This is a genomic window from Thioalkalivibrio sp. ALJ4 (assembly GCF_000377225.1).
In the GTDB taxonomy this organism is placed as follows: Bacteria; Pseudomonadota; Gammaproteobacteria; order Ectothiorhodospirales; family Ectothiorhodospiraceae; genus Thioalkalivibrio.
This window is the reverse complement of sequence record NZ_KB897922.1, coordinates 24,202-44,050: the sequence shown is the minus strand read 5'-3', so window position 1 is coordinate 44,050 and position 19,849 is coordinate 24,202. Positions and strand designations below refer to the sequence as shown.

The 19,849-nt window shown below is 67.3% G+C and carries 17 protein-coding genes; 11 read left to right on the top strand and 6 right to left on the bottom strand.

Annotated elements, in window-relative coordinates; translation table 11 throughout:
• The first annotated feature begins 68 nt into the window (after positions 1 to 68).
• Positions 69 to 1,460, top strand: coding sequence for a M17 family metallopeptidase (locus tag C936_RS0113715; protein WP_018173912.1), 1,392 nt, complete (start codon positions 69 to 71; stop codon positions 1,458 to 1,460).
• A gap of 8 nt (positions 1,461 to 1,468) precedes the next feature.
• On the opposite strand, the gene C936_RS0113710 is transcribed toward C936_RS0113715, so the two are convergent.
• Together C936_RS0113710 and C936_RS0113705 are read right to left on the bottom strand one after the other, a co-directional pair.
• Complete coding sequence (locus tag C936_RS0113710; protein WP_018139697.1) at positions 1,469 to 2,272, bottom strand: creatininase family protein; 804 nt, start codon at positions 2,270 to 2,272, stop codon at positions 1,469 to 1,471.
• A gap of 32 nt (positions 2,273 to 2,304) precedes the next feature.
• Positions 2,305 to 3,093: an FkbM family methyltransferase gene (locus C936_RS0113705; RefSeq protein ID WP_018173911.1), complete on the bottom strand. Its 789-nt coding sequence runs from the start codon at positions 3,091 to 3,093 to the stop codon at positions 2,305 to 2,307.
• A gap of 123 nt (positions 3,094 to 3,216) precedes the next feature.
• On the opposite strand from C936_RS0113705, the gene C936_RS0113700 reads away from it, so the two are divergent.
• The 3 genes from C936_RS0113700 to C936_RS0113690 are packed head-to-tail and all read left to right on the top strand — an operon-like array spanning position 3,217 to position 6,753.
• On the top strand, positions 3,217 to 4,347 hold the full coding sequence (locus tag C936_RS0113700; RefSeq protein ID WP_018173910.1) for a ChaN family lipoprotein: 1,131 nt from the start codon (positions 3,217 to 3,219) through the stop codon (positions 4,345 to 4,347).
• Positions 4,348 to 4,360: 13 nt separating this feature from the next.
• Positions 4,361 to 6,337, top strand: a complete 1,977-nt coding sequence (locus tag C936_RS0113695) for a M1 family metallopeptidase (RefSeq protein ID WP_018173909.1) — start codon at positions 4,361 to 4,363, stop codon at positions 6,335 to 6,337.
• A complete protein-coding gene (locus C936_RS0113690; protein ID WP_018173908.1) occupies positions 6,334 to 6,753 on the top strand; it encodes an HIT domain-containing protein in 420 nt (139 codons plus the stop codon). Before C936_RS0113695 ends, C936_RS0113690 begins: the two co-directional genes overlap by 4 nt.
• 6 nt (positions 6,754 to 6,759) lie before the next feature.
• On the opposite strand, the gene C936_RS0113685 is transcribed toward C936_RS0113690, so the two are convergent.
• Together C936_RS0113685 and C936_RS0113680 are read right to left on the bottom strand one after the other, a co-directional pair.
• Entirely contained in the window at positions 6,760 to 7,410 is a 651-nt protein-coding gene (locus C936_RS0113685; protein WP_018139702.1) for an OmpW family protein, read from the bottom strand.
• Between the two features lie 92 nt (positions 7,411 to 7,502).
• A complete protein-coding gene (locus C936_RS0113680; RefSeq protein WP_018173907.1) occupies positions 7,503 to 8,207 on the bottom strand; it encodes an SDR family NAD(P)-dependent oxidoreductase in 705 nt (234 codons plus the stop codon).
• Positions 8,208 to 8,267: 60 nt separating this feature from the next.
• Here C936_RS0113680 and C936_RS0113675 point away from each other — a divergent pair, with 60 nt between their 5' ends.
• The 4 genes from C936_RS0113675 to C936_RS0113660 all read left to right on the top strand — a co-directional run bounded on the left by C936_RS0113675 (position 8,268) and on the right by C936_RS0113660 (position 11,881).
• The gene (locus tag C936_RS0113675) at positions 8,268 to 9,788 is read left to right on the top strand and encodes a DUF1538 domain-containing protein (protein ID WP_018173906.1); all 1,521 of its coding nucleotides are present in this window, start codon (positions 8,268 to 8,270) and stop codon (positions 9,786 to 9,788) included.
• A complete protein-coding gene (locus C936_RS0113670) occupies positions 9,785 to 10,132 on the top strand; it encodes a hypothetical protein (RefSeq protein ID WP_018173905.1) in 348 nt (115 codons plus the stop codon). Before C936_RS0113675 ends, C936_RS0113670 begins: the two co-directional genes overlap by 4 nt.
• Before the next feature lie 13 nt (positions 10,133 to 10,145).
• Entirely contained in the window at positions 10,146 to 10,538 is a 393-nt protein-coding gene (locus tag C936_RS0113665) for a CBS domain-containing protein (RefSeq protein WP_018139706.1), read from the top strand.
• A 68-nt stretch (positions 10,539 to 10,606) separates the two neighbouring features.
• A complete protein-coding gene (locus C936_RS0113660; RefSeq protein ID WP_018649555.1) occupies positions 10,607 to 11,881 on the top strand; it encodes a sensor domain-containing diguanylate cyclase in 1,275 nt (424 codons plus the stop codon).
• A gap of 78 nt (positions 11,882 to 11,959) precedes the next feature.
• On the opposite strand, the gene C936_RS0113655 is transcribed toward C936_RS0113660, so the two are convergent.
• Positions 11,960 to 12,721: a class I SAM-dependent methyltransferase gene (locus tag C936_RS0113655; protein WP_018994312.1), complete on the bottom strand. Its 762-nt coding sequence runs from the start codon at positions 12,719 to 12,721 to the stop codon at positions 11,960 to 11,962.
• Between the two features lie 183 nt (positions 12,722 to 12,904).
• Here C936_RS0113655 and C936_RS0113650 point away from each other — a divergent pair, with 183 nt between their 5' ends.
• Both C936_RS0113650 and C936_RS0113645 read left to right on the top strand, forming a co-directional pair.
• On the top strand, positions 12,905 to 14,251 hold the full coding sequence (locus C936_RS0113650) for a phosphomannomutase/phosphoglucomutase (RefSeq protein ID WP_018173902.1): 1,347 nt from the start codon (positions 12,905 to 12,907) through the stop codon (positions 14,249 to 14,251).
• 5 nt (positions 14,252 to 14,256) lie between these two features.
• Positions 14,257 to 15,687 carry a mannose-1-phosphate guanylyltransferase/mannose-6-phosphate isomerase gene (locus tag C936_RS0113645; protein ID WP_018173901.1) on the top strand — a complete coding sequence of 477 codons (1,431 nt, stop codon included), beginning with the start codon at positions 14,257 to 14,259 and terminating at the stop codon, positions 15,685 to 15,687.
• Between the two features lie 27 nt (positions 15,688 to 15,714).
• On the opposite strand, the gene C936_RS0113640 is transcribed toward C936_RS0113645, so the two are convergent.
• The gene (locus C936_RS0113640; protein WP_018173900.1) at positions 15,715 to 18,849 is read right to left on the bottom strand and encodes an error-prone DNA polymerase; all 3,135 of its coding nucleotides are present in this window, start codon (positions 18,847 to 18,849) and stop codon (positions 15,715 to 15,717) included.
• A gap of 113 nt (positions 18,850 to 18,962) precedes the next feature.
• Here C936_RS0113640 and C936_RS0113635 point away from each other — a divergent pair, with 113 nt between their 5' ends.
• On the top strand, positions 18,963 to 19,574 hold the full coding sequence (locus tag C936_RS0113635; protein WP_018649554.1) for a bifunctional 2-polyprenyl-6-hydroxyphenol methylase/3-demethylubiquinol 3-O-methyltransferase UbiG: 612 nt from the start codon (positions 18,963 to 18,965) through the stop codon (positions 19,572 to 19,574).
• Positions 19,575 to 19,849: the final 275 nt, after the last annotated feature.

Genomic DNA, 19,849 nt, shown 5'->3' with positions numbered 1-19,849 from the left:
GGTGTACCGGCCGGGGCGGCCGACGGGCGTTATTATGGCCATTTTGACCGAACCGGGAGGAAAGCCGCGTGGATTCTGCCTTTGTTGAAGCCGCCGACGATGCCATCGATCTGGTACCCGTCACCACCGACACCCTGGAGTCCCGTCTCGAGGCGGCCCCGCCAACGTGGCGCGCCTGGGCCGAGGCGGGGCGCTTCGAGGGCAAGGACGGGCAGGTCCTGCGTGTACCCGGGGATCAGGGACAGCTTGCCGCGGTCCTGGTGGGATTCGATGCCGAGACACCCCTGTGGATGCTAGCCGCGGCGGCCGAGACCCTGGCGACGGGCCACTATCGCCTAGTCACGGAGGGTCTCGACCCGACCATTCAGGAGCAGGCCGCGATCGGCTGGGGTCTGGGGTGCTACCGCTTCGACCGCTATCGGGCGGCCGAGGATCGGCCGGCGCCCAGGCTGGTCTGGCCCGAGGCGGTCGATCGCAAGCGAGTGATGGCCTATATCGACTCCATCGCCATGACCCGGGACCTGATCAATACCCCGGCCGCCGACATGATGCCGGCCAATCTGGCCCTGACCGCGCGCGAGCTGGCCGAGGCCTTTGGCTGCAGCCTGCACGTGGTCAGCGACAGCGACGCGCTGGAGAAGTCGTTCCCCTGCGTGTACGCGGTGGGCGAGGCGAGTGCGCACGGCCCGCGGGTGATCGAACTCACCTGGGGCCCCGCGGGTGCCCCGTCCGTCGTGCTGGTGGGCAAGGGCGTCTGTTTCGATTCCGGAGGCCTGAACCTGAAACCGGGCAACTCCATGCGCCAGATGAAAAAGGACATGGGCGGGGCTGCGATCGTGCTGGGGCTCGCGCGCCTGATCATGGCGACGGAACTGCCGGTTCGGCTGACAGTACTGATCGGCGCGGTCGAGAACGCGGTGGGTTCGCGTGCGTTCCGCCCCGGGGACGTGCTGACCGCGCGCAATGGCAAGACGATCGAGGTGGACAACACCGACGCGGAAGGAAGGCTGGTGCTCGCGGACCTGCTGGACCGGGCGGGCAGCTTCCACCCGGACCTGCTGGTCGACTTTGCGACCCTGACCGGCGCGGCCCGCGTCGCGGTGGGGACGGAGATCAGCGCTGTCTTTGCCAGCGATGAAAACTGGGCGAACGCGCTGGAAGCCCCGGCCAGAGCCTGGGACGACCCGGTCTGCGCGCTACCGCTGCATGCCCCGTATCGCTACATGCTGGACAGCGACGTCGCCGACATCGTCAACAGCTCGACCGGTGGCTACGCCGGCGCGATCACCGCAGGGCTGTTCCTGAAGGAGTTCGTGCCGGAAGACGTCCCGTGGCTGCACTTCGACATCATGGCGTTCAACGTGCGCGCCCGGCCGGGCCGCCCCAAGGGGGGCGAGGCGATGGGGCTGCGCGCGCTGCACGGGGCACTCGAAGAGCGCTACGCCAGCCAGATAGCGTAAGCGGGGATTCAGCGGGCGAGGCGTTCGATCGGGAAGGCGGCGGTATCAGTGATCGCCTGGGCCAGCCCCTCGGCGTAGTGGTCGATCAGGGCCTGACCCAACTCGGGCGTGGCGCGGTCCGCGGCGCCTACGACGCCCTCTGGATTGAGGTCATCCGCCATCCAGGCGAACGCAGTCTCGCCGGTGGGACCCAGGCGTCCGGTCGTGCCCTCGAGATCCTCGCCCAGCGAACGGGCGTCCGGCGCGCGGTCCATCTGGACGAGTGTCGGTGCCAGCACACGCATCATTGCGGTCTCGCTAAGACCACCGTGCAGGCCATGTCGGCACTCGCGTTCGGGGATGTCGATGGTGTCCGGCAGTGGCTGCAGGAAGTAGTGGTGCTTGGTGACCAGCAGTCCATGGTCCCGGCGCAGATCCAGTGCGGCGAGCTCCATGATCGCGGTGTTGCCCCCGTGGCTGTTGGCCAGCACCAGGCGGCGAAAGCCGGCGTGGGCGACGCCCGCGCCGATCTCGCGCAACACCGCGAGCGCCGTCTCCGGTGTGAGGCTCAGCGTCCCTGCGAAATGGGTGTGTTCGGCGCTGGTAGCGATCGCCAGCGGCGGCAGCACCAGCGGCTCGAGATCGCTCGGGAGTATCGTCGCCGCCGCGTCCAGCAGGCCCAGGCCGATGCGCAGGTCCGTTTCCAGCGGCAGGTGGGGGCCATGCTGCTCGATCGCGGCCATGGGCAGCACCACGACCGCGTCGCGACGGGCATGGTCGGCAATGGCCTCGGTGGTCAGGTCCTGCCAGCGGATCAGGGTGCGGGTGTCCATTCAGGCAGCGTTGTCCGCGAGCGCGGTCCGGGTCAAGCCCCGCGCAGCCGGGCGTAGATGTCGCCGGAACCTACACGCTCCACATGCTGTTCCAGCCAGGCGCGGATGGCATCCGCGCTCTGCCAGGTGTCGAACCGGAAGCGGCGCTGTTCACCCACGATCAGGTTGTACTCGTAGTCACCCAGGGCGGTCAGTTGCGCCAGGCACTCCTCGGTGACCTCGTCGGCGCCGGCGACGAACTCGAAGGACAACGCCGGGACGGGTTGGCTGAGTCCGCGCAGGACCTCGGCCTCCAGACCCTCGACATCGATCTTGCAGAAGTCCGGCAGTCCGTGATCGGCGATGAGCTGGTCCAGGGTGACCATCGGGACCGCGATCTGATCGTCCCAGGTCACGTTGCGGAAGCTGCGATTGCGTTTCGCGATCTCGCTTGTGAAACGTCGCGAGACCGAGGAGACGGTCGGGGTGCTGCGACTGACCTCGAGCTGCGCGGTACCATTCTCGGGCCCCACGGCCTCGCGGCGAACGCGCACGCCGGGGAGCCTGGAGGTCGCCTTGCGCAGCAGCCGCAGGATATGGGGCTGCGGCTCGAGCGCGATCACGTGCGCCCCGAGTGCGGCGAAGGCGCGGGTGCGATCTCCGATATGGGCGCCGATGTCGAACACGAGGTCACCGGGCCGCACGAACTCGGCGTAGAGGCGGCGCAGGCCGGCCTGGCGCCCGGGTCGCCAGTAGATCGCCATCGAGCGCAGGGTGCCCAGCCATGCCTGCAGGTGCTGGGGGAGCCGGTTGCGCGCGGCGGTGTCCTCGGGCGTGTCCATGTCGGCAGGCTACCGGACGCGGAACGTGCCGGCCATCGGGGGGTCCGAGAGTAGGTCTATCACCGGGGATGGTGCCTCAAACAGGAGAATTGCATGCAAGGCAGAGTAATCCGACGGCATGGCATGGGCGTGATGCTGGCCGCGATGCTGGCCGCGCCACTGGTGCCCGGTGTGGCCAGCGCGGCGTGTCCGGCCCCGGGGCAATGGGCCACGCCGGCCGGCGAGGAGCTGGATCGCGCGGAGCTGTTCGCCGAGTTGGCGCAGGCGGATGCGGTGCTCCTGGGCGAGCGCCACGATCGCATGGATCACCATCGCTGGCAGCTGGGAACACTGGCTGCCCTGCACGGACAGCGCCCGGACATGGTCATCGGCCTCGAGATGCTGCCGCGCTCCGTGCAACCGGTGCTGGATCAGTGGGTGGCCGGCGAACTGGACGCGGATGCATTTCTGCGCGACAGCGACTGGTATACCCACTGGGGCTTCGACCCGGAGCTGTACTGGCCGATTCTCCATTTTGCCCGTGTACATGATGTCCCGCTGGTGGCGCTGAACGCCGAACGTGCACTGGTTCAGCGGCTCGGACAGGAAGGCTGGGACGCGGTCCCGGAGGATGAGCGCTACGGCGTCAGCCAGCCGGCCGATCCGCCCGAGGCCTACCGCGAGTATCTGGTGGAGGTGATGGAACGCCATCCGGCGGGCATGGAGCGCGACTCCGACCGGTTCATCGGGTCGCAGCTGGCGTGGGACCGCATGATGGCCGCCGGTATTGCCGAGATCCTGGAGGCTTCGGACGAGCCGCCGCTGGTGGTCGGGATCATCGGTTCCGGCCACCTGCAATATGGCCATGGCGTGCCGCATCAGCTGGCCGATCTGGGCTATGAACAGGCCCCGGTGCTGCTGCCCCGCGAGTACCGGGAGGACTGTTCCGCGGCCGATCCGGGCCTGGCCCGGGCGGTATTCGGCATCACGGATGGAGATCGCTTTGACCGCGCTTCGCCGATGCTCGGCGTGCAGCTGCGCGGCGACGAGGACGGCGGGGTGACCATCCAGGGTGTGCAGTCGGGCTCCGTGGGTGAGGCCGCGGGCCTGGAGGGGGGCGACCGAGTCCTTCGTGCCGGCGACCAGCCAGTGGAGCGCCCGTCGGATCTGCAACGGATCGTCCAGCGCGTGACACCGGGCACCTGGCTGCCGCTGGAGATCGAGCGCAACGGCGAGGCCGAAGAGCGCGTAGCCCGATTCCCGTACGCCGATTAAACGAGGGGGCAATATGCGCGCGGCATGGTGGATCTCGATGGGCCTTCTGGCGTTGCTGGGCTTCCCGGTCGCTTCGGCGGCCGGTAACGATTACGTCGAACCCGATTCCGACTTCCCGCTCGGCCTGAGCGTGCACCTGCACCCGGGCGAATCGACCTTCGACGGGCGTCTGGCGCTGGATCTGGAGCTCCTGGACCGGGACCCGCCGAGCCGATTGCGCCTCGATCCCGCCATGGGAGTGGATGCCGTGACCCTGGATGGTGACTCCATCGAACACGAGCTGACCGAGTCGGGTTGGCTGGAACTGGGGAGCGCGCTGTCCGATCGCGATGCCGGGCTCCTGGTGATCGCGTATGGCGCTCGGTTGTCGCGGCCTGATCAGGCGCGTCCCGGCTCGGGATTCCTGGGCGAGGAAGCCGGGTTTCTGCCAGCGGGGGCGGGCTGGTATCCCGCGCTGGAGGACGAGCCCGTGCCCATGCGAATTCAACTGACGGTGGACGGTGGCCAGAAGGCCGTGGTCTCCGGCTCGCTGATCGATGACACGCGCGAGGGCGAGCGCTATCAGGCCCGTTACGAACACCCCGCTGCGCGCCACCTGGCGCTCGCCTCCGGCATTTGGGAGTTGGGCGTGATCGAGGGCGACGGGTGGCAGGTGCGTACCCTGTTCCCGCAGTCGCTACATGAGGCCTTTGGCGAGACCTACCGCGAGAAGACCGTCGAGTACATCGAGCGTTTCGAATCGGAGATCGGACCGTATCCGTACAGCAGCCTGACCGTGGCGGCCTCGCCGCAGCCGGTGGGGCTGGCGTTCTCCGGTTTTACGCTCTTGGGCGAACAAGTCATCCCGCTCCCGTTCATTCCGCATACCTCGCTGGGGCACGAGGTCCTGCACATGTGGTGGGGCACGGGGGTCTATGTCGATCGCTCGGGCGGCAACTGGTCGGAGGGGCTGACCACCTACATGGCGGACTACCAGTTCAAGCGCGAGGCGGGTGAGGGGCGCGAGGAGCGAGCCCAGTGGCTGCGCGACTACGCGGCACTCCCGGCGGACGAGGATCGCGCCCATGGGGAGTACCAGGGCGGCAACCAGGGCGCGTTGCGCATCGCCGGCTATCACCGGGGCGCGATGATCTGGCGGATGCTGGAGGACTGGATCGGGCGCGAGGCGTTTCTGGAAGGTGCTCGCACGCTCTACAACGACTGGAAGGGGCGCGAGGCGGACTGGGATGCGCTGATCGCGGCCTTCGATTCCGCCACCGACGAGGATCTGGAACCGTTCTTCCGCCAGTGGGTTGATCGGCGCGGTGCGCCGGCACTCGAACTGGCCGATCTTGCCGTCGAACAGGAGACGAATGGGTGGACGCTGTCGGGTACGTTGCGTCAGTCCCGTGATGACGACCCCTGGGATCTGCGTGTACCCCTCGTGGTCGAGACCGAACAGGGGGCGGAGACGTTCTGGATTGCGCTGGCCGACCGTGAAAAGGCGTTCGAGGTGGATCTGGATGCCAAGCCGCTGCGCGTCGCCGCCGATCCCGACTGGCGGCTATTTCGCCATCTGGCCGAAGGCGAATCCCCGGCGATCCTGCGCCGCGCCGCACTAGACCCGGACACACAGGTGATCGCACTGGGCTCGGCGCGGCCGGTCGAGGTGGCGCCCTGGCTGGGGCGCGCACCCGAGCAGAGCCAAAACATGGAAGGGACCCGCATCGTGCTCGGCGAGCCGGACTCGGTCCGCGACTGGCTGCGCGCCCGCGACTGGCCGGAATCGCCGGTGGCGATCGACAGTGATCTGCCCGAGTCCCCGGACGCTGCCGCCTGGGCCGTGCCCGGCGAGGATGTGATCGTGATTTCGGGCTCGGATGCGCAGCAACGCCGTGCGCTGGCGGGCGAGCTGCGCCACCGCGCGCATTACAGCTATGTCCTGCTGGAAGGCGAAGAGCGCCGCACGGGGCACTGGGCCACGCCGGGGATCTGGAAGGAACTGCAATGACGGAGGCGTTCGAGCTGGATAGGCGCCTGCACGCGGATACCTGGTTCGTCGCGGACTGGCCCCTGTCGACGCTGCTGATGATGGATCATGCGGCAATCCCGTGGTTCATCCTGGTCCCGCGCCGCGCAGGTTTACGCGAGTTGCATGACCTTGGGTCCGACGATGCGGCAATGCTGGCACGGGAGTCTTTGGTCCTGGCGCGGGCGATGCAGGCGGCCTTCGAGCCGCAGACGCTGAATGTGGCCAAGCTGGGCAATATCGTCGGGCAGCTGCACCTGCACCATGTCGCCCGTCAGCCGGGCGATCCGGCCTGGCCGGGCCCGGTCTGGGGCGTCCCCGCCGAGCGGGGCCTGGAAAAGAACGAGGCCGAGGACCGCATGCAGCGGGTCCTCGGCCTCGTGGAACGACTGGGCTAGGCCGGCTTAGAAGCGGTAGCCGACGTTCATCCCGAAGGTCCACGGGTCGATCTCGACCGTCCCGATACGCTGGCCGTCGAGACGCGCGGTGCTCTCGATGTCGATCCAGCGCACCTCGGTGTTCAGGAACCAGTTGTCATCCAGCGCGATGTCGATCCCGGCTTGCAGAGCGACACCCCAGGAGTCGTCGAGCCGCAGGCGGCTGTCGGACAGTGCACCGCGGGTGGTCGTGTCAAAGAAGTGGGTGTAGTTCACGCCCGCCCCCAGGTACGGGCGGAACGCCGAGCCGGTGTTGAAGTGGTACTGCAGGCTCAGGGTCGGCGGCAGGTGTCGGGTGTAGCCGACGTTGCCCAGACCTTCCAACGCGATGTCGTGCTTGAACGGGATCCCGACCAGCAGCTCCAGACCCAGGTTGTCAGTGAGCATGTAGGTCGCAGTGCCGGTCGGGCGCGTGCTGGAACCGACGTCCACGCTCAGGTCATCTCCCGTCAGTTCGCCGTTGTCGGACTTCGGCGAGATGTAGGTCAGGCCGCCGCGCAGCAGCCAGTCGCCGGCGGAGACATCCGCGCTGGCGGCGGCCGCTTGGGCCGGGATGAGGGCCGCCGGGGCCAGCAGGCCGGCCAGGGCTAGGGCACGAAAGGTCAGGGTACGGCGCATGTTCGGTTCCTCCGACAATGTGATGGTTCAGAGGTACTATTGCCCGCCTGGTATTAGCACTTGTTGATGCAGATCACGAGCGACAATAGTTTTCAGAACGGCAGCCGCTGGCCCTCGAAGTCGTAGAAGTTCCCGGAGTCCGATGCCTCCAGACGATCCAGCACCTTCAGGAGTTCGCCGGTGGCGTATTCCGGCGCGAGCACTTCCGGGGCGCGGGCCCGATAGGGCTCCGACAGGCGGGTCGCACAGGTCCCCGGCTGCAGGGCGATCACCGCGGCCTGGCGATGGCTGAAGCGCAGCTCCAGCGCCGTCGTGCGGACAATCTGGTTGAGAGCGGCCTTGGAAGCGCGGTAGCTCACCCATCCACCCAGCTGGTTGTCCTCGATGGAGCCGACTCGGGCCGATAGGGTCGCCAGGATGCCCTTGCGCTGACGCGGCAGCAAAGGTGCCAGGTGTTTGAACAGCAGGGCCGGGCCGATGGCATTGATGGCAAACGAGCGCGCCATGATCGCCGGATCGAGATCGCGCAGACGCTTCTCCGGGCCGTGGCCGTCGATGGTCAGGATGCCGGTGGCGTCCAGGATTAGATCCCATTCGGGCGCTTGTTTGCGTAGCCAGCCAGCGGCGTGTTCGATGCTGGTCTCGTCGAGGAGATCGACGGGCGGTTCGCTGTGGCGGCCAAGTGCCACTACGCACCCGCAGTTCGGGTCGTTTTCAAGATGCTCAACAAACGCGGCGCCGAGCCCGCCCGTGGCACCGACGACCACGGCGCGATAGGGTATCTGCAGGGATTCCATACTGCCTGCGACCACGGCGCGGGGAATTGATTCCGGGGCCATGCCTCGGCAAGGGAGCGCATGAACTTTCTCCACACGCTGGGCCATGCGGCGCGCAATCTTGCGCCCATCGTGATCGTGGTTGCGGTGTTCCAGGCGCTGGTGCTGCGTACGGTGCCGGATGGCCTGCTGTCCATGGTGATCGGGCTGGCCATCGTGGTCTTTGGCGTGGCGCTGTTCCTGCAGGGCCTGGAGATGGGGATCTTCCCCATCGGCAAGAACCTGTCCAACGCGCTGGCCCGGCGCGGTTCGCTGCTCCTGCTGATGGCGTTCGGCTTTACCCTCGGCTTCGCTACCGTGATCGCGGAACCGGCCCTGATCGCTGTGGCGGAGCAGGCGGAGCTGATCAGCGAGGGACGGATCGAGGGCTTGGTCCTGCGCCTGATTGTCGCGTTGTCCGTGGGTGCCGTGGTGGCGCTGGGCATCCTGCGCACGGTCATGGGCCATCCGCTGCACTGGTACATTCTGAGCGGCTACGTGCTGGTGGTGCTGGTCACCTTCTTCGCCCCCGAGGAGATCGTCGGCCTGGCCTACGACTCGGGCGGGGTGACCACGAACATCGTGACCGTCCCGCTGGTCGCGGCGCTGGGCCTCGGCCTGGCGGCCTCGATCAGCGGGCGCAATCCACTGCGCGACGGCTTTGGCCTGGTGGCGCTTGCCGTGATGGTGCCAATGATCACGGTGCAGCTCTACGGAATCATTGTGTTCGCCGGCGCGGAGGTCGACGCCCCGGGCAATGGCGAGACCGCGGCCATGGATGCGGACACGGACCTTCCGGGTGCGGGCGAGGAACACTGGCTCTCCGCGATGGGGATGGACCTGCTACTGATGCTGCGCGATGTCGCACCGATCATCGCGGTGATTGTGGTGTTCCAGTACTTCGTGCTGCGCAAGCGCATCCCGTATCTGCCGCGGGTGATCTTCGGCTTCGTGCTGGTCGTGCTGGGCCTGTACGCCTTCGTGGTCGGGCTCAAGCTGGGCCTGTTCCCGATCGGCGAGAGCATGGCCGAGCAGTTGATCACCAACGAACTGTTCCTGTGGGTCTACCTGTTCGCGTTTTCCATCGGATTTGCGACCACGATGGCGGAGCCCGCGCTCATCGCGATTGGCCAGAAGGCCGAGGAGGCGGCGCGCGGTTCATTACGCGGCAATGTAATCCGCATCCTGGTGGCGCTGGGGGTCGCAATCGGTATCACCATTGGCGTGCACCGCATCCTGGCGGGCGACTCCATCCATCAATACATCATGGCTGGCTACCTGCTGGTGATCGTGCTGACGATCCTCGCCCCCAAGCAGATCGTGGCGCTCGCCTTCGACTTGGGCGGGGTGACGACCTCCGAGGTGACCGTACCCCTGGTCACGGCCCTCGGGATCGGTCTGGCCACGCATCTGGAAGACCGTAATGTCCTGATCGACGGCTTCGGCCTGATCGCCTTCGCGTCGATCTTCCCCATCGTCACCGTGATGGTCTACGCCATCCTAGTGGATATCTACGAGCGCTGGACCGGCAGGGGCCGCGCACAACAGGAGGATTCGCCATGAGATTTTCGGCACTGATCGCCGTGCTTCCGGATGACCTCGAGCAGCGGGCCATCGAGACGGCCAAGGCCGCGGGCGCCGGCGGCGTCACGATCATGGATGCCCGCGGTATCGGCGCGGAGGCCCGCAAGACGTTTCTGGGCATGACCTACGAGGGCAGCCAGTCGGTGCTGATGTGGGTGCTGGAAAAGAAGGTCGCGCTGAACGTGCTCAAGGTCATCAGTCAGGACCTGGAACTCGAAGGAGACCCGCGCGGCGTTGCATTCACCGTGGATATTGCCCACCTGGCCGGGATCGGGCGCAAGCAGATCGAGCAGTTCCAGGAACACGTAAAGGAAGAGATCTGAGGAGGACTCGAGCATGCTGGTAAGCGACATCCTGAAGCCCAATGTGATTACCGTGTCGCCGCTCGCGCCGCTGCGCGAGGCGATGCAGCTGATGCGGCGGCACAACGTGAAGTCCCTGGTGGTGGACAAGCAGCACGAGCACGACGCCTACGGGATCATCACCTACACAACAATCCTGAAGACCATCGTGGCGGAGGAGGGCGATATCGACCTCTCCAACGTCTACGATGTCTGTGCGAAGCCGGTGATCACCGTGCCGGCCGAGATGGACGTGAAGTACGTGGCGCGGCTGATGGTCAATCAGGGCATCCGGCGCCTGGTCGTGCTGCGGGGCAATACCCTGGAAGGAATCGTTACCACCAGCGATATCGTGGGCTCGATTCTCGAAATGGCGGATATGGAATGAACCTCCCCGCCGCGGGACACTCGGACCGGTAGTGCCGGTCCCAGGCTGATCCATTTCAAAGGAGTCCCGTGGCCACTGTCGCGTACATCGAGGGGTTCGAGAAACTCCGGCTGCTGGATGCAGCCATCGACCAGTCGAGCCACTCTGTTCTGATCACGGACGCGGACCTGGACGACGGGCCACGCATCGTCTACGTGAATGCCGGCTTCGAACAGATGACCGGGTACGCGGCCGACGAGGTGCTGGGCAAGACCCCGCGCCTGCTGCAGGGGCCGCGGACATCACGGGTAATCCTCGACCGCCTGCGCGCCGCGCTGGATGCGGGCGAGATGTTTGACGGCGAGGCGATCAACTATCGCAAGGATGGCAGTACCTACGTGGTGCGCTGGCATATCTCGCCCGTGTATGCCGACGATGCGCCGGAACGGATTACGCATTACGTATCACTGCAGCAGGACGTGACCGCCGAACGGGAACGCGACGAGCAGTTAAGACTGCTGTCGACCGCGCTGGAAGTGTCGGGTGATCCGGTCCTGATCACCGATCCTGAAGGTACGATTACCTACGTTAATGCCGCCTTCGAGGAGCTCATGGGCTATTCGCGCCGCGATGTCCTGGGCGCGAATCCGCGACGCTTCAGATCGGGCAGTCACGACGATGCCTTTTATCGCGGGATGTGGGAGTCGCTGGAGCGCGGCGAGACCTTCCGGGGCGAGTTCGTGAATCGGCGTCGCGATGGATCTCTGATCCATCTGGAGCAGACGATCACCCCGGTACTCGATGACCACGGCGAGATTTCGCATTACGTCGCCCTGGGCAAGGACGTGACCGACCGGGTGCGCATGGAGGACGAGATCCGGCGTGTGGCGCATACCGACTGGCTGACCGGCGTCGCGAATCGCCTGAGCCTCGGGAACACGCTGGAGGCGGAGATCGAGCGCAGCCAGCGCTATGGTCGTCCGCTGAGCCTGATCATGTTCGATCTGGATCACTTCAAGGCGGTGAATGACCGTTACGGCCACGATGCCGGCGACGAAGTCCTTAAAGCGCTGGCGAAGACCGTGAGTGCGGAACTGCGCGACGCGGATACCCTCGGTCGTTGGGGCGGAGAAGAGTTCATCATCTTGGTGCCCGAGACCCGGCTGGTGGGTGCGACGGCCATGGCCGAAAAGCTGCGCCAGGCGGTCGCTGCGATGAGCGTGCCCGGGGTGCCGGGCGTCACCGCCAGCTTCGGGGTCGCCGAACGGGCCTCCGGTGACAGCGCCAAGCTCCTCGCGCGGCGGGCTGACGAGGCGATGTACCAGGCCAAGCGGGCAGGGCGCGATCGTGTGGTCGCGCTCTAGGTATCCGGTGACGGAGACACAAAAAAGGCCGGCGAACGCCGGCCTTTTCCTTGATGCGCTGAAGGCGCCGGTAACGGCTTACCCGCGGCGACGCAGCACCCAGATTTCCAGCAGGGCCCAGTCTTCGCCGGGGTAGTTTTCCTGCTCCAGCGGGGACATACGACGGTGACGGGTCGCAGTACTGCCGACAAAGTCCAGACGATTCAGCAACAAACGCTTGGTGGCGTCCGCTTTTTCTAGTGCGAAGGGGTTGAGAAAATTCACCAGCATGTAGCCTTCGCCCTTGCCCCGCGCGAAGGCGTCCACCAGGCTCTCGATGGCCGGGGGGTCCAGATAGACCAGCGATGCGGTGGAGATGACGATGTCTGCCTCTTCCATCGACTGCTCGATCGCGTTGCGCGTGTCGGCGTCGGCCTGGTTCAGGTCAGCCTCGAAGGTCTGGTCGAACAGACCCGAGCTCTTGCCGTAGGCGAGGGCGTTGCCGGAGATGTCGATGCCGGTCGTTTTGATGGGCAGACGGCGCGGGGCAGCAACCGTCTTGCAGGCCTGCTCGTCGGCCCAGTTGGCGCGGATTGCCTCGACATCCATGCCGTGCACGGCCGCCATGGTGGTGTTGCCAAAGCAGCAGCACAGATCGACGTAATTCAGGGTCTTGCCTGCGTCAGCCTGTTGCTGCGCCCAGGGGAGAATCAGCCGGTCGAAGGTTTGCCGGTTGAAGTCGTCGGAGATGTAATCGAGCGCGTCGATGATGCGCTCCTTGAACGGCACCGGGGTCTCGGCGACGTAGATATCGTCGAAATGCTGCTTCTTCTCCTCGGTCTTCACTTGCGGCTCACTCATCGGCTTCTCCTCGTTGGATAAACCCACCATGTTCAGGGGCATGAGCCGCAAGCGTCAAGTAAACCTACTGAGGTCGTTGTAACCTCCGTCGCATCATGCTGCGGCTCTGCTATGTATCATGAGGAGAAAGGAGTGCGCGCTGCCGGCGGTGCCGGGAGTCGGAGGGGGCCGGAAGGGAACTGCATGAAGATCGATTGCTTCAAGGCGTACGACGTACGCGGCCGCGTGCCGGATCAACTCAACCCCGAGGTGGTATACGCCATCGGACGCGCCTTTGCCGAAGAGGTCCGGCCCGGCCGTACGGTGGTCGGACACGATATCCGCCTCTCCAGCCCGACACTGGCCCAGGCCCTGATCGAAGGACTCACCGCCGGCGGTAGCGACGTGGCCGATATCGGTCTGTGCGGGACCGAAGAGGTCTACTTTGCGACTGCGCACTACGGGGCTGGTGGCGGGGTGATGGTTACCGCGAGCCACAACCCACTGGATTACAACGGGCTCAAGCTCGTGCGCGGCGAGGCGCGACCGATCAGCGGGGACTCCGGGCTGCAGGCGATCCAGGCATGCGCAGAGCGCGGCGACTTCCGCCCCATGCCACAAGGCCAGGTACATCCGCTGGACCATCGGCCGGACTATATCGCCCGGCTGCTCGCATCGGTCGACCGAGAGGCGCTGCCGAAGCTGCGCGTAGTCGTAAACCCGGGCAATGGCGGTGCGGGCCCGGTGCTGGAGGCACTGGAGCCTCATCTGCCGTTCGAGCTGATCCGCGTGAATTTCGAGCCGGACGGACATTTCCCCAATGGCATCCCCAACCCGCTGTTGCCGGAGAACCGTGCGGCCACGGCCGACGCCGTGCGCAAGCATGGCGCGGATCTGGGTGTGGCCTGGGATGGCGACTTCGATCGCTGCTTCCTGTTCGATGCAGCGGGGAATTTCATCGAGGGCTACTACATTGTGGGGCTGCTGGCTCAGGCCTGCCTGGAAGGCGGGCAACCCGGCGAGCGGATCGTCCACGACCCGCGGCTGACCTGGAACACCATCGAGATGGTGCGAGCGGCGGGTGGCGAGCCCGTCCAGTCCAAGACCGGGCACGCATTCATGAAGGAGCGCCTGCGCCACGAGGACGCCATCTACGGCGGCGAGATGAGCGCGCATCACTACTTCCGGGACTTTTACTACTGCGATAGCGGGATGCTGCCGTGGCTGCGGGTCGCCGAGTTGATGGGGCGCCGAGGTCAGTCGCTGGGCGAAATGGTGGCCGAGCGCATGGCGCGCTACCCCTGCAGCGGCGAGCTGAACTTCGAGGTCGCGGACGTCGAAGCCGCCACGGATCGCGTTCTCGCGGCCCTTGAGGGTCAGGGTGGCGAGGAAGATCGCACCGACGGCGTCAGCCTCGAGTTCCCGGACTGGCGCTTCAACCTGCGCAGCTCCAACACCGAACCGCTGTTGCGGCTGAACGTCGAGACCCGCGCTGATCCGGCCCTGCTGGAGCGTCGCGTGGAAGAGCTTTCCCGCCTGATACGGGGATAACAACGATGGCGCCTGCCGATACCCAGAACCAGCTGCAACCGGTGATCCTGGCCGGCGGTACCGGCACGCGGCTGTGGCCGGTGTCGCGCAGCCATTACCCGAAGCAGTTCCTGCCCCTGACCGGCGACCAGACGCTGCTGCAACAAACTGTCGCGCGCCTGGAGGGCCTGCATGCGGCGGCACCAATGGTGCTGGCCAACGTGGAGCACCGCTTCCTCGCCGCCGAGCAATTGCGCGCGATTGGTGTCGAACAGGCGCGCATCCTGCTGGAACCGGAGGGGCGCAACACGGCCCCGGCGATTGCCCTGGCGGCGCTGCAGGCCCGCGCGGAAGGCGACGACCCGTTGCTGCTGGTCCTGGCCGCGGATCACCACATCGGCGATGGCGATGCCTTCAAGGCTGCCGTGGGCCGCGCCGTGGCGCTGGCGGAGGCCGGCTATCTGGTCACCTTTGGGATCGTGCCGGTGACGCCGGAGACCGGTTATGGCTATATCCAGCAGGGCGAGTCGCTGGGCGAGGCCGGTGCGCGGGTCGCGCGTTTTGTCGAAAAGCCCGATGCTGCCACGGCGCGCGAGTACCTGAGCCAGGGGGGCTATCTCTGGAACAGCGGCATGTTCGTATTCCGTGCCTCGCAGTATATGCAGGAGCTGGAGCGCTTCGAGCCCGAGATCGTTACGGCCTGTCAGGCCGCGCTGGAGGGGGCGCGCGAGGACCTCGATTTCCTGCGCGTAGCCCCGGAGGCGTTTGCCCGGGCCCCGAACATCTCGGTGGACTACGCCGTGATGGAGCGCACCGACCGCGCGGCGGTCACGCCCCTGGCCGCGGGCTGGAGCGATATCGGCTCGTGGTCCGCGCTGGCTGGGGTGCGCGGCACTGACGCGCAGGGCAATACCCTGCGCGGCGATTGCCTGCTGGAGGACAGCGAGGGCTGCGTGGTCGATGCCGACGGCCTGCTGGTCGCGGGGATTGGCCTGCGCAACCTCGCGGTGGTCGCCACCCGCGATGCGGTGCTGGTGGCGGACCGCGACCGCGTGCAGGACGTCAAGCGCATCGTCGAGCGGCTGAAGTCGGACAACCGCAGCGAGCATGTGGACCACCCGGCGGTGTATCGCCCCTGGGGCTGCTACGAGTGTGTCGACGTCGGGCGGCGCTATCAGGTCAAGCGCATTACCGTAAAACCCGGGGCGAAGCTTTCGCTGCAGATGCATCACCATCGCGCGGAACACTGGGTGGTCGTCAGCGGCACCGCGCGGGTGCGCAACGGCGAGGAGACCTATCTGGTGACGGAGAACCAGTCCACCTATGTGCCGATCGGGCAGATCCATTCGCTGGAGAACCCGGGCGCGATCCCGCTGGAGCTGATCGAGATCCAGTCCGGCAGCTATCTGGGCGAGGACGACATCGTGCGGCTGGAGGACCTCTACGGCCGCGTCTGAATACCGCCCGAGCGGCTATCCCTCGCACTAGCCGAAGTCGCGGGAGCGGGTGGTCAGCTCGCCCAGCCAGGCGCTGCGGTCGATCAGGCGCTGCACGATCAGGTGGCCGACCCCTTCGCTGTACTGCCATTCCCCGTGGGCCTCCAGCAGGCGGCCGTGCAGGACCTCGGCGCGAAAGCGCTCCACCCGGTCCGGCCAGACGATCAGGTTCAGCGTGCCGCTCTCGTCCTCCAGGGTCAGGAACACCGTGCCGTTGGCCGAGCCGGGACGCTGGCGGGTAATGACGATGCCGGCATAGCGGGCACCGGGATGCCCAGGGCGTTCCAGCAGCCGGGCGGCGGTGGGTAAACGTCTTTGCTCCAGGAACGGGCGCATCAGCGCCAGCGGGTGCGGGCCCAGGCTCAGGCCCTGGGTGGCGTAGTCCTGCACCAGGTCATCCACCGCATCCGGGCGCGGCAGCAGCGGGGTCACGTCGGCTTCGCGCACTGTGTCGGCCGGGGCGTCGGCGAACAGGGGCAGGGGTTCCTCCACTGCCTCGGTTGCCCAGCGCGCCTGGTGGCGGTTGCCGGCCAGTCCCTTCAGGGCGTCGGCGCGGGCCAGGCGGTTGGCCTGGGCACGGGTCAGGGCGGCGCGGGCGACCAGATCCGGCACGTCCGCGAACGGGCGCTCGGTGCGCGCGGCGACGACGCGCTCGGCCACGGCCTGCGCGAGCCCGCCGACCCGGTTCAGGCCCAGGCGCAGGGCCAGCGCGTCGCTCCCGGCCACCGGCTCCACCGTGCAGTCCCAGTCACTGCAGCGCACATCCACCGGGCGCACCTCCACGCCGTGGCGGCGCGCGTCGGCGACGATCTGTGCAGGGGCGTAGAAGCCCATCGGCTGGCTGTTCAGCAGCGCGCAGGCAAAGATCGCCGGTTCATGGCACTTGAGCCAGGACGAGACATAGGTGATCAGCGCAAAGCTGGCCGAGTGCGACTCGGGGAAGCCGTACTCGCCAAAGCCAAGGATCTGCTTGTACAGCTGCTCGGCGAACTTCTCCGGATAGCCGCGTTGCCGCATCCCGTCCATCAGGCGCTCGCGGTAGCGCGCGAGCTGGCCGGTACGGCGCCAGGCCCCGATCGCGCGGCGCAGCCCGTCCGCCTCGCCGGCGGAGAAGCCGGCCGCGACCATCGCCAGCTCGATCACCTGCTCCTGGAAGATCGGCACCCCCAGGGTGCGCCCCAGCACCCGCCGGATCTCGGGATTCGGATAACGCACCCGCTCCGGGTGGGCACGGCGCTTCAGATATGGGTGCACCATCTCGCCCTGGATCGGGCCGGGGCGCACGATGGCGATCTCGATCACCAGGTCGTAGAAGTTCGCCGGCTTCAGGCGCGGCAGCATGCTCATCTGCGCGCGCGACTCGATCTGGAACACACCCAGGGTGTCGGCCTTCTGCAGCATGTGGTAGACCGCCGGATCCTCGGCGGGGATGTCGGCCAGACCCCAGTCGCGGCCCCGGTGGCGCGCCATCAGCTCCAGCGCGCGGCGCACGCAGGAGAGCATCCCCAGCGCCAGCATGTCGATCTTCAACAGCCCCACCGCGTCGAGGTCGTCCTTGTCCCACTGGATCACCGAGCGCTCCGGCATCGCCGCGTTCTCGATTGGCACCAGCTCGTCCAGCCGGCCCTCGGCGATCACGAAGCCGCCGGTGTGCTGCGACAGGTGGCGGGGGAAGCCCAGCAGCTCGGCGGTCAGCGCCTGCCACTGTCGGGCCAGGGCACCATCCGGATCCAGCCCGACCTCGCGCAGGCGCTCGGCGGGGATGCCGTCGTCCCACCAGGCGAGGTTGGCGGTCAGCGCATCCAGCCGCGCGCGCGAGATGCCCAGCGCGCGGCCGACGTCGCGCAGGGCGCTGCGCCGGCGGTAGCGGATCACCGTGCAGGCCAGCGCCGCGCGCTCGCGGCCGTAGCGCTGGTAGATGTACTGGATCACCTCCTCGCGGCGCTCGTGCTCGAAGTCGACGTCGATATCCGGCGGCTCGCCACGCTCGGCGGAGATGAAGCGCTCGAACAGCATGCTGGAGCGCGAGGGGTCCACCGCCGTGATCCCGAGCGCATAACAAACGGCGGAGTTTGCCGCCGAGCCGCGCCCCTGGCACAGGATCCCGCGGCCGCGAGCAAAGCGCACAATGTCGTAGACCGTCAGGAAGTAGGGCTCGTAGCCAAGCTGCGCGATGATCCCGAGCTCGCGTTCGATTTGTTCGGACACCTTCGGCGGGATGCCGTCGGGCCAGCGCCCGCGCGCGCCCTTCAGGGTCTCCTTGCGCAGGTAGGCGGCCGGGCTCGTGTCCCGGGGCAGGGGATCGGTCGGGTAGCGGTAGGTGACCGCGTCCAGCGAGAAGTCGCAGTCCCGCGCGATCCGCACACTGGCCGCGAGCCAGGCGGCGGGATACAGCGCGGCCAGGTCGTCGCGCGGGCGCAGGCAGCGCTCGCCGTTGGGGAAGCGCGACGGGGCCGCCTCGGCAACTGTGGTGCGCAGGCGCAGCGCGGTCAGCACGTCCTGCAGGGCACGCCGGCCGCGAGAATGCATGTGCACATCGCCGCAAGCGACGATCGGGAGTCCCACCGTGTCGGCGAGCTGCTGTGTGCGGGTTGCCAGCGCGGCATCCTCCGGCGTGCGCAGCTGGCTGACCGCCAGATGGGCCTGCCCCGGCGCGGCCCACCCGGCCAGCCAGCGGGCCGCTTCGGCGAGCGTCGGCTCCGCGATCTCGGGCTCGATACGCAGCAGGACGTGCCAGCCGGCACGCGCCTCGGCGGGCAGGGCGTCGAGGTCCGCCTGTGTCAGGTGGTAGTGCCCCTTGTCCGCCGCCCCGCGTGCATGGGTGATCAGCCGGCACAGCGCGGCATAGCCCGCCGCATTGCGCACCAGCAGGGTCAGGGCGGGGCCGTGTGCCAGCTGGAAGGTCGCCCCTAGGATCAGGTGCAACCCGCAGTCCTTCGCCGCCGCGTGCGCGCGGACCACGCCGGCCAGCGAGGCGATATCGGTCAGCGCCAGCGCGCGATAGCCCAGCGCTCGGGCCCGCTCCACCAGCTCCTCCGGGTGCGAGGCCCCGCGCAGGAACGAGAAGTTGCTGACGGCCGTCAGCTCGGCGTACTCCGATGGTTCGGGGGTAGTGGCATCCATAGACTGTTTATATAAACAGTATTACGGGCTGGCAAGAAACCCTGGCTTCGAGCCGGTGCGCCGGCTCCGGTATGGTAGGCCCGCTACCGGCCGATCCCAGTGACGACTCCCCTATGCGCAGCGCTATCTACAACCTGCTGATCCTCCGCCTTACCTCGCAGTGGTATGCCGAGGTCATGCGGCGGCTGCCGGACGGGGCGGCCCTGCTGGACGTGGGCATTGGCACCGCCGGCGCGCTGCTCGCCAATGCCGACACGGCGCGCGAGAAGGGGCTCGTCATCACGGGGATCGATATCGATGCCGACTACATCAAGCACGCCCGGCGAGCCCTGCGCGACTCGTCCCTGGCCGATCATGCCGAGGCCCGACTCGAATCCATCTACGACCACACGGGTGGCCCGTACGACGCGATCTACTTCTCCGCCAGCTTCATGCTCCTGCCGGACCCCGAGGGCGCTCTGCGCCACTGCCGCAGCCTGCTGAAGCCGGAGGGGAAGGTCTTCTTCACCCAGACCTTCCAGACCCGCCCCTCCCGCTGGATGGAACGCTTCAAGCCGCTGCTCAGACGCATCACCACCATCGATTTCGGTCGCGTGACCTACGAAGAAGCGTTTTGGGAACAGGTGGCGGGGGCCGGGTTTGTGATCGACGAGTTCACCACACTCGGACGCCACGGCTCGCGCGCATCCGTCCTCGTCATCGCCCGACCCGCCAGCTCCGCCTGAAAGCACGCCGGTTCGCCGCCGAGGCTGGGACCTACCCACTGTAGGAGGCGAGCCCTCTCACCGATCGGGCATGTCCAGCGCCCCATCGCCCAGAGGGCTGGGCTCCTACGAGAGAAGGGGGCGTGTGCGGCATGTGGCACGCCGGTTCGCCGCCGAGGCTGGGGTCTACCCATTGTAGGAGGCGAGCCCTCTCGCCGATCGGGCATGTCCAGCCTCCATCGCCCAGAGGGCTGGGCTCCTGCCGGAGAGCGCACGCCAGAGGCGTCAGACCAAGG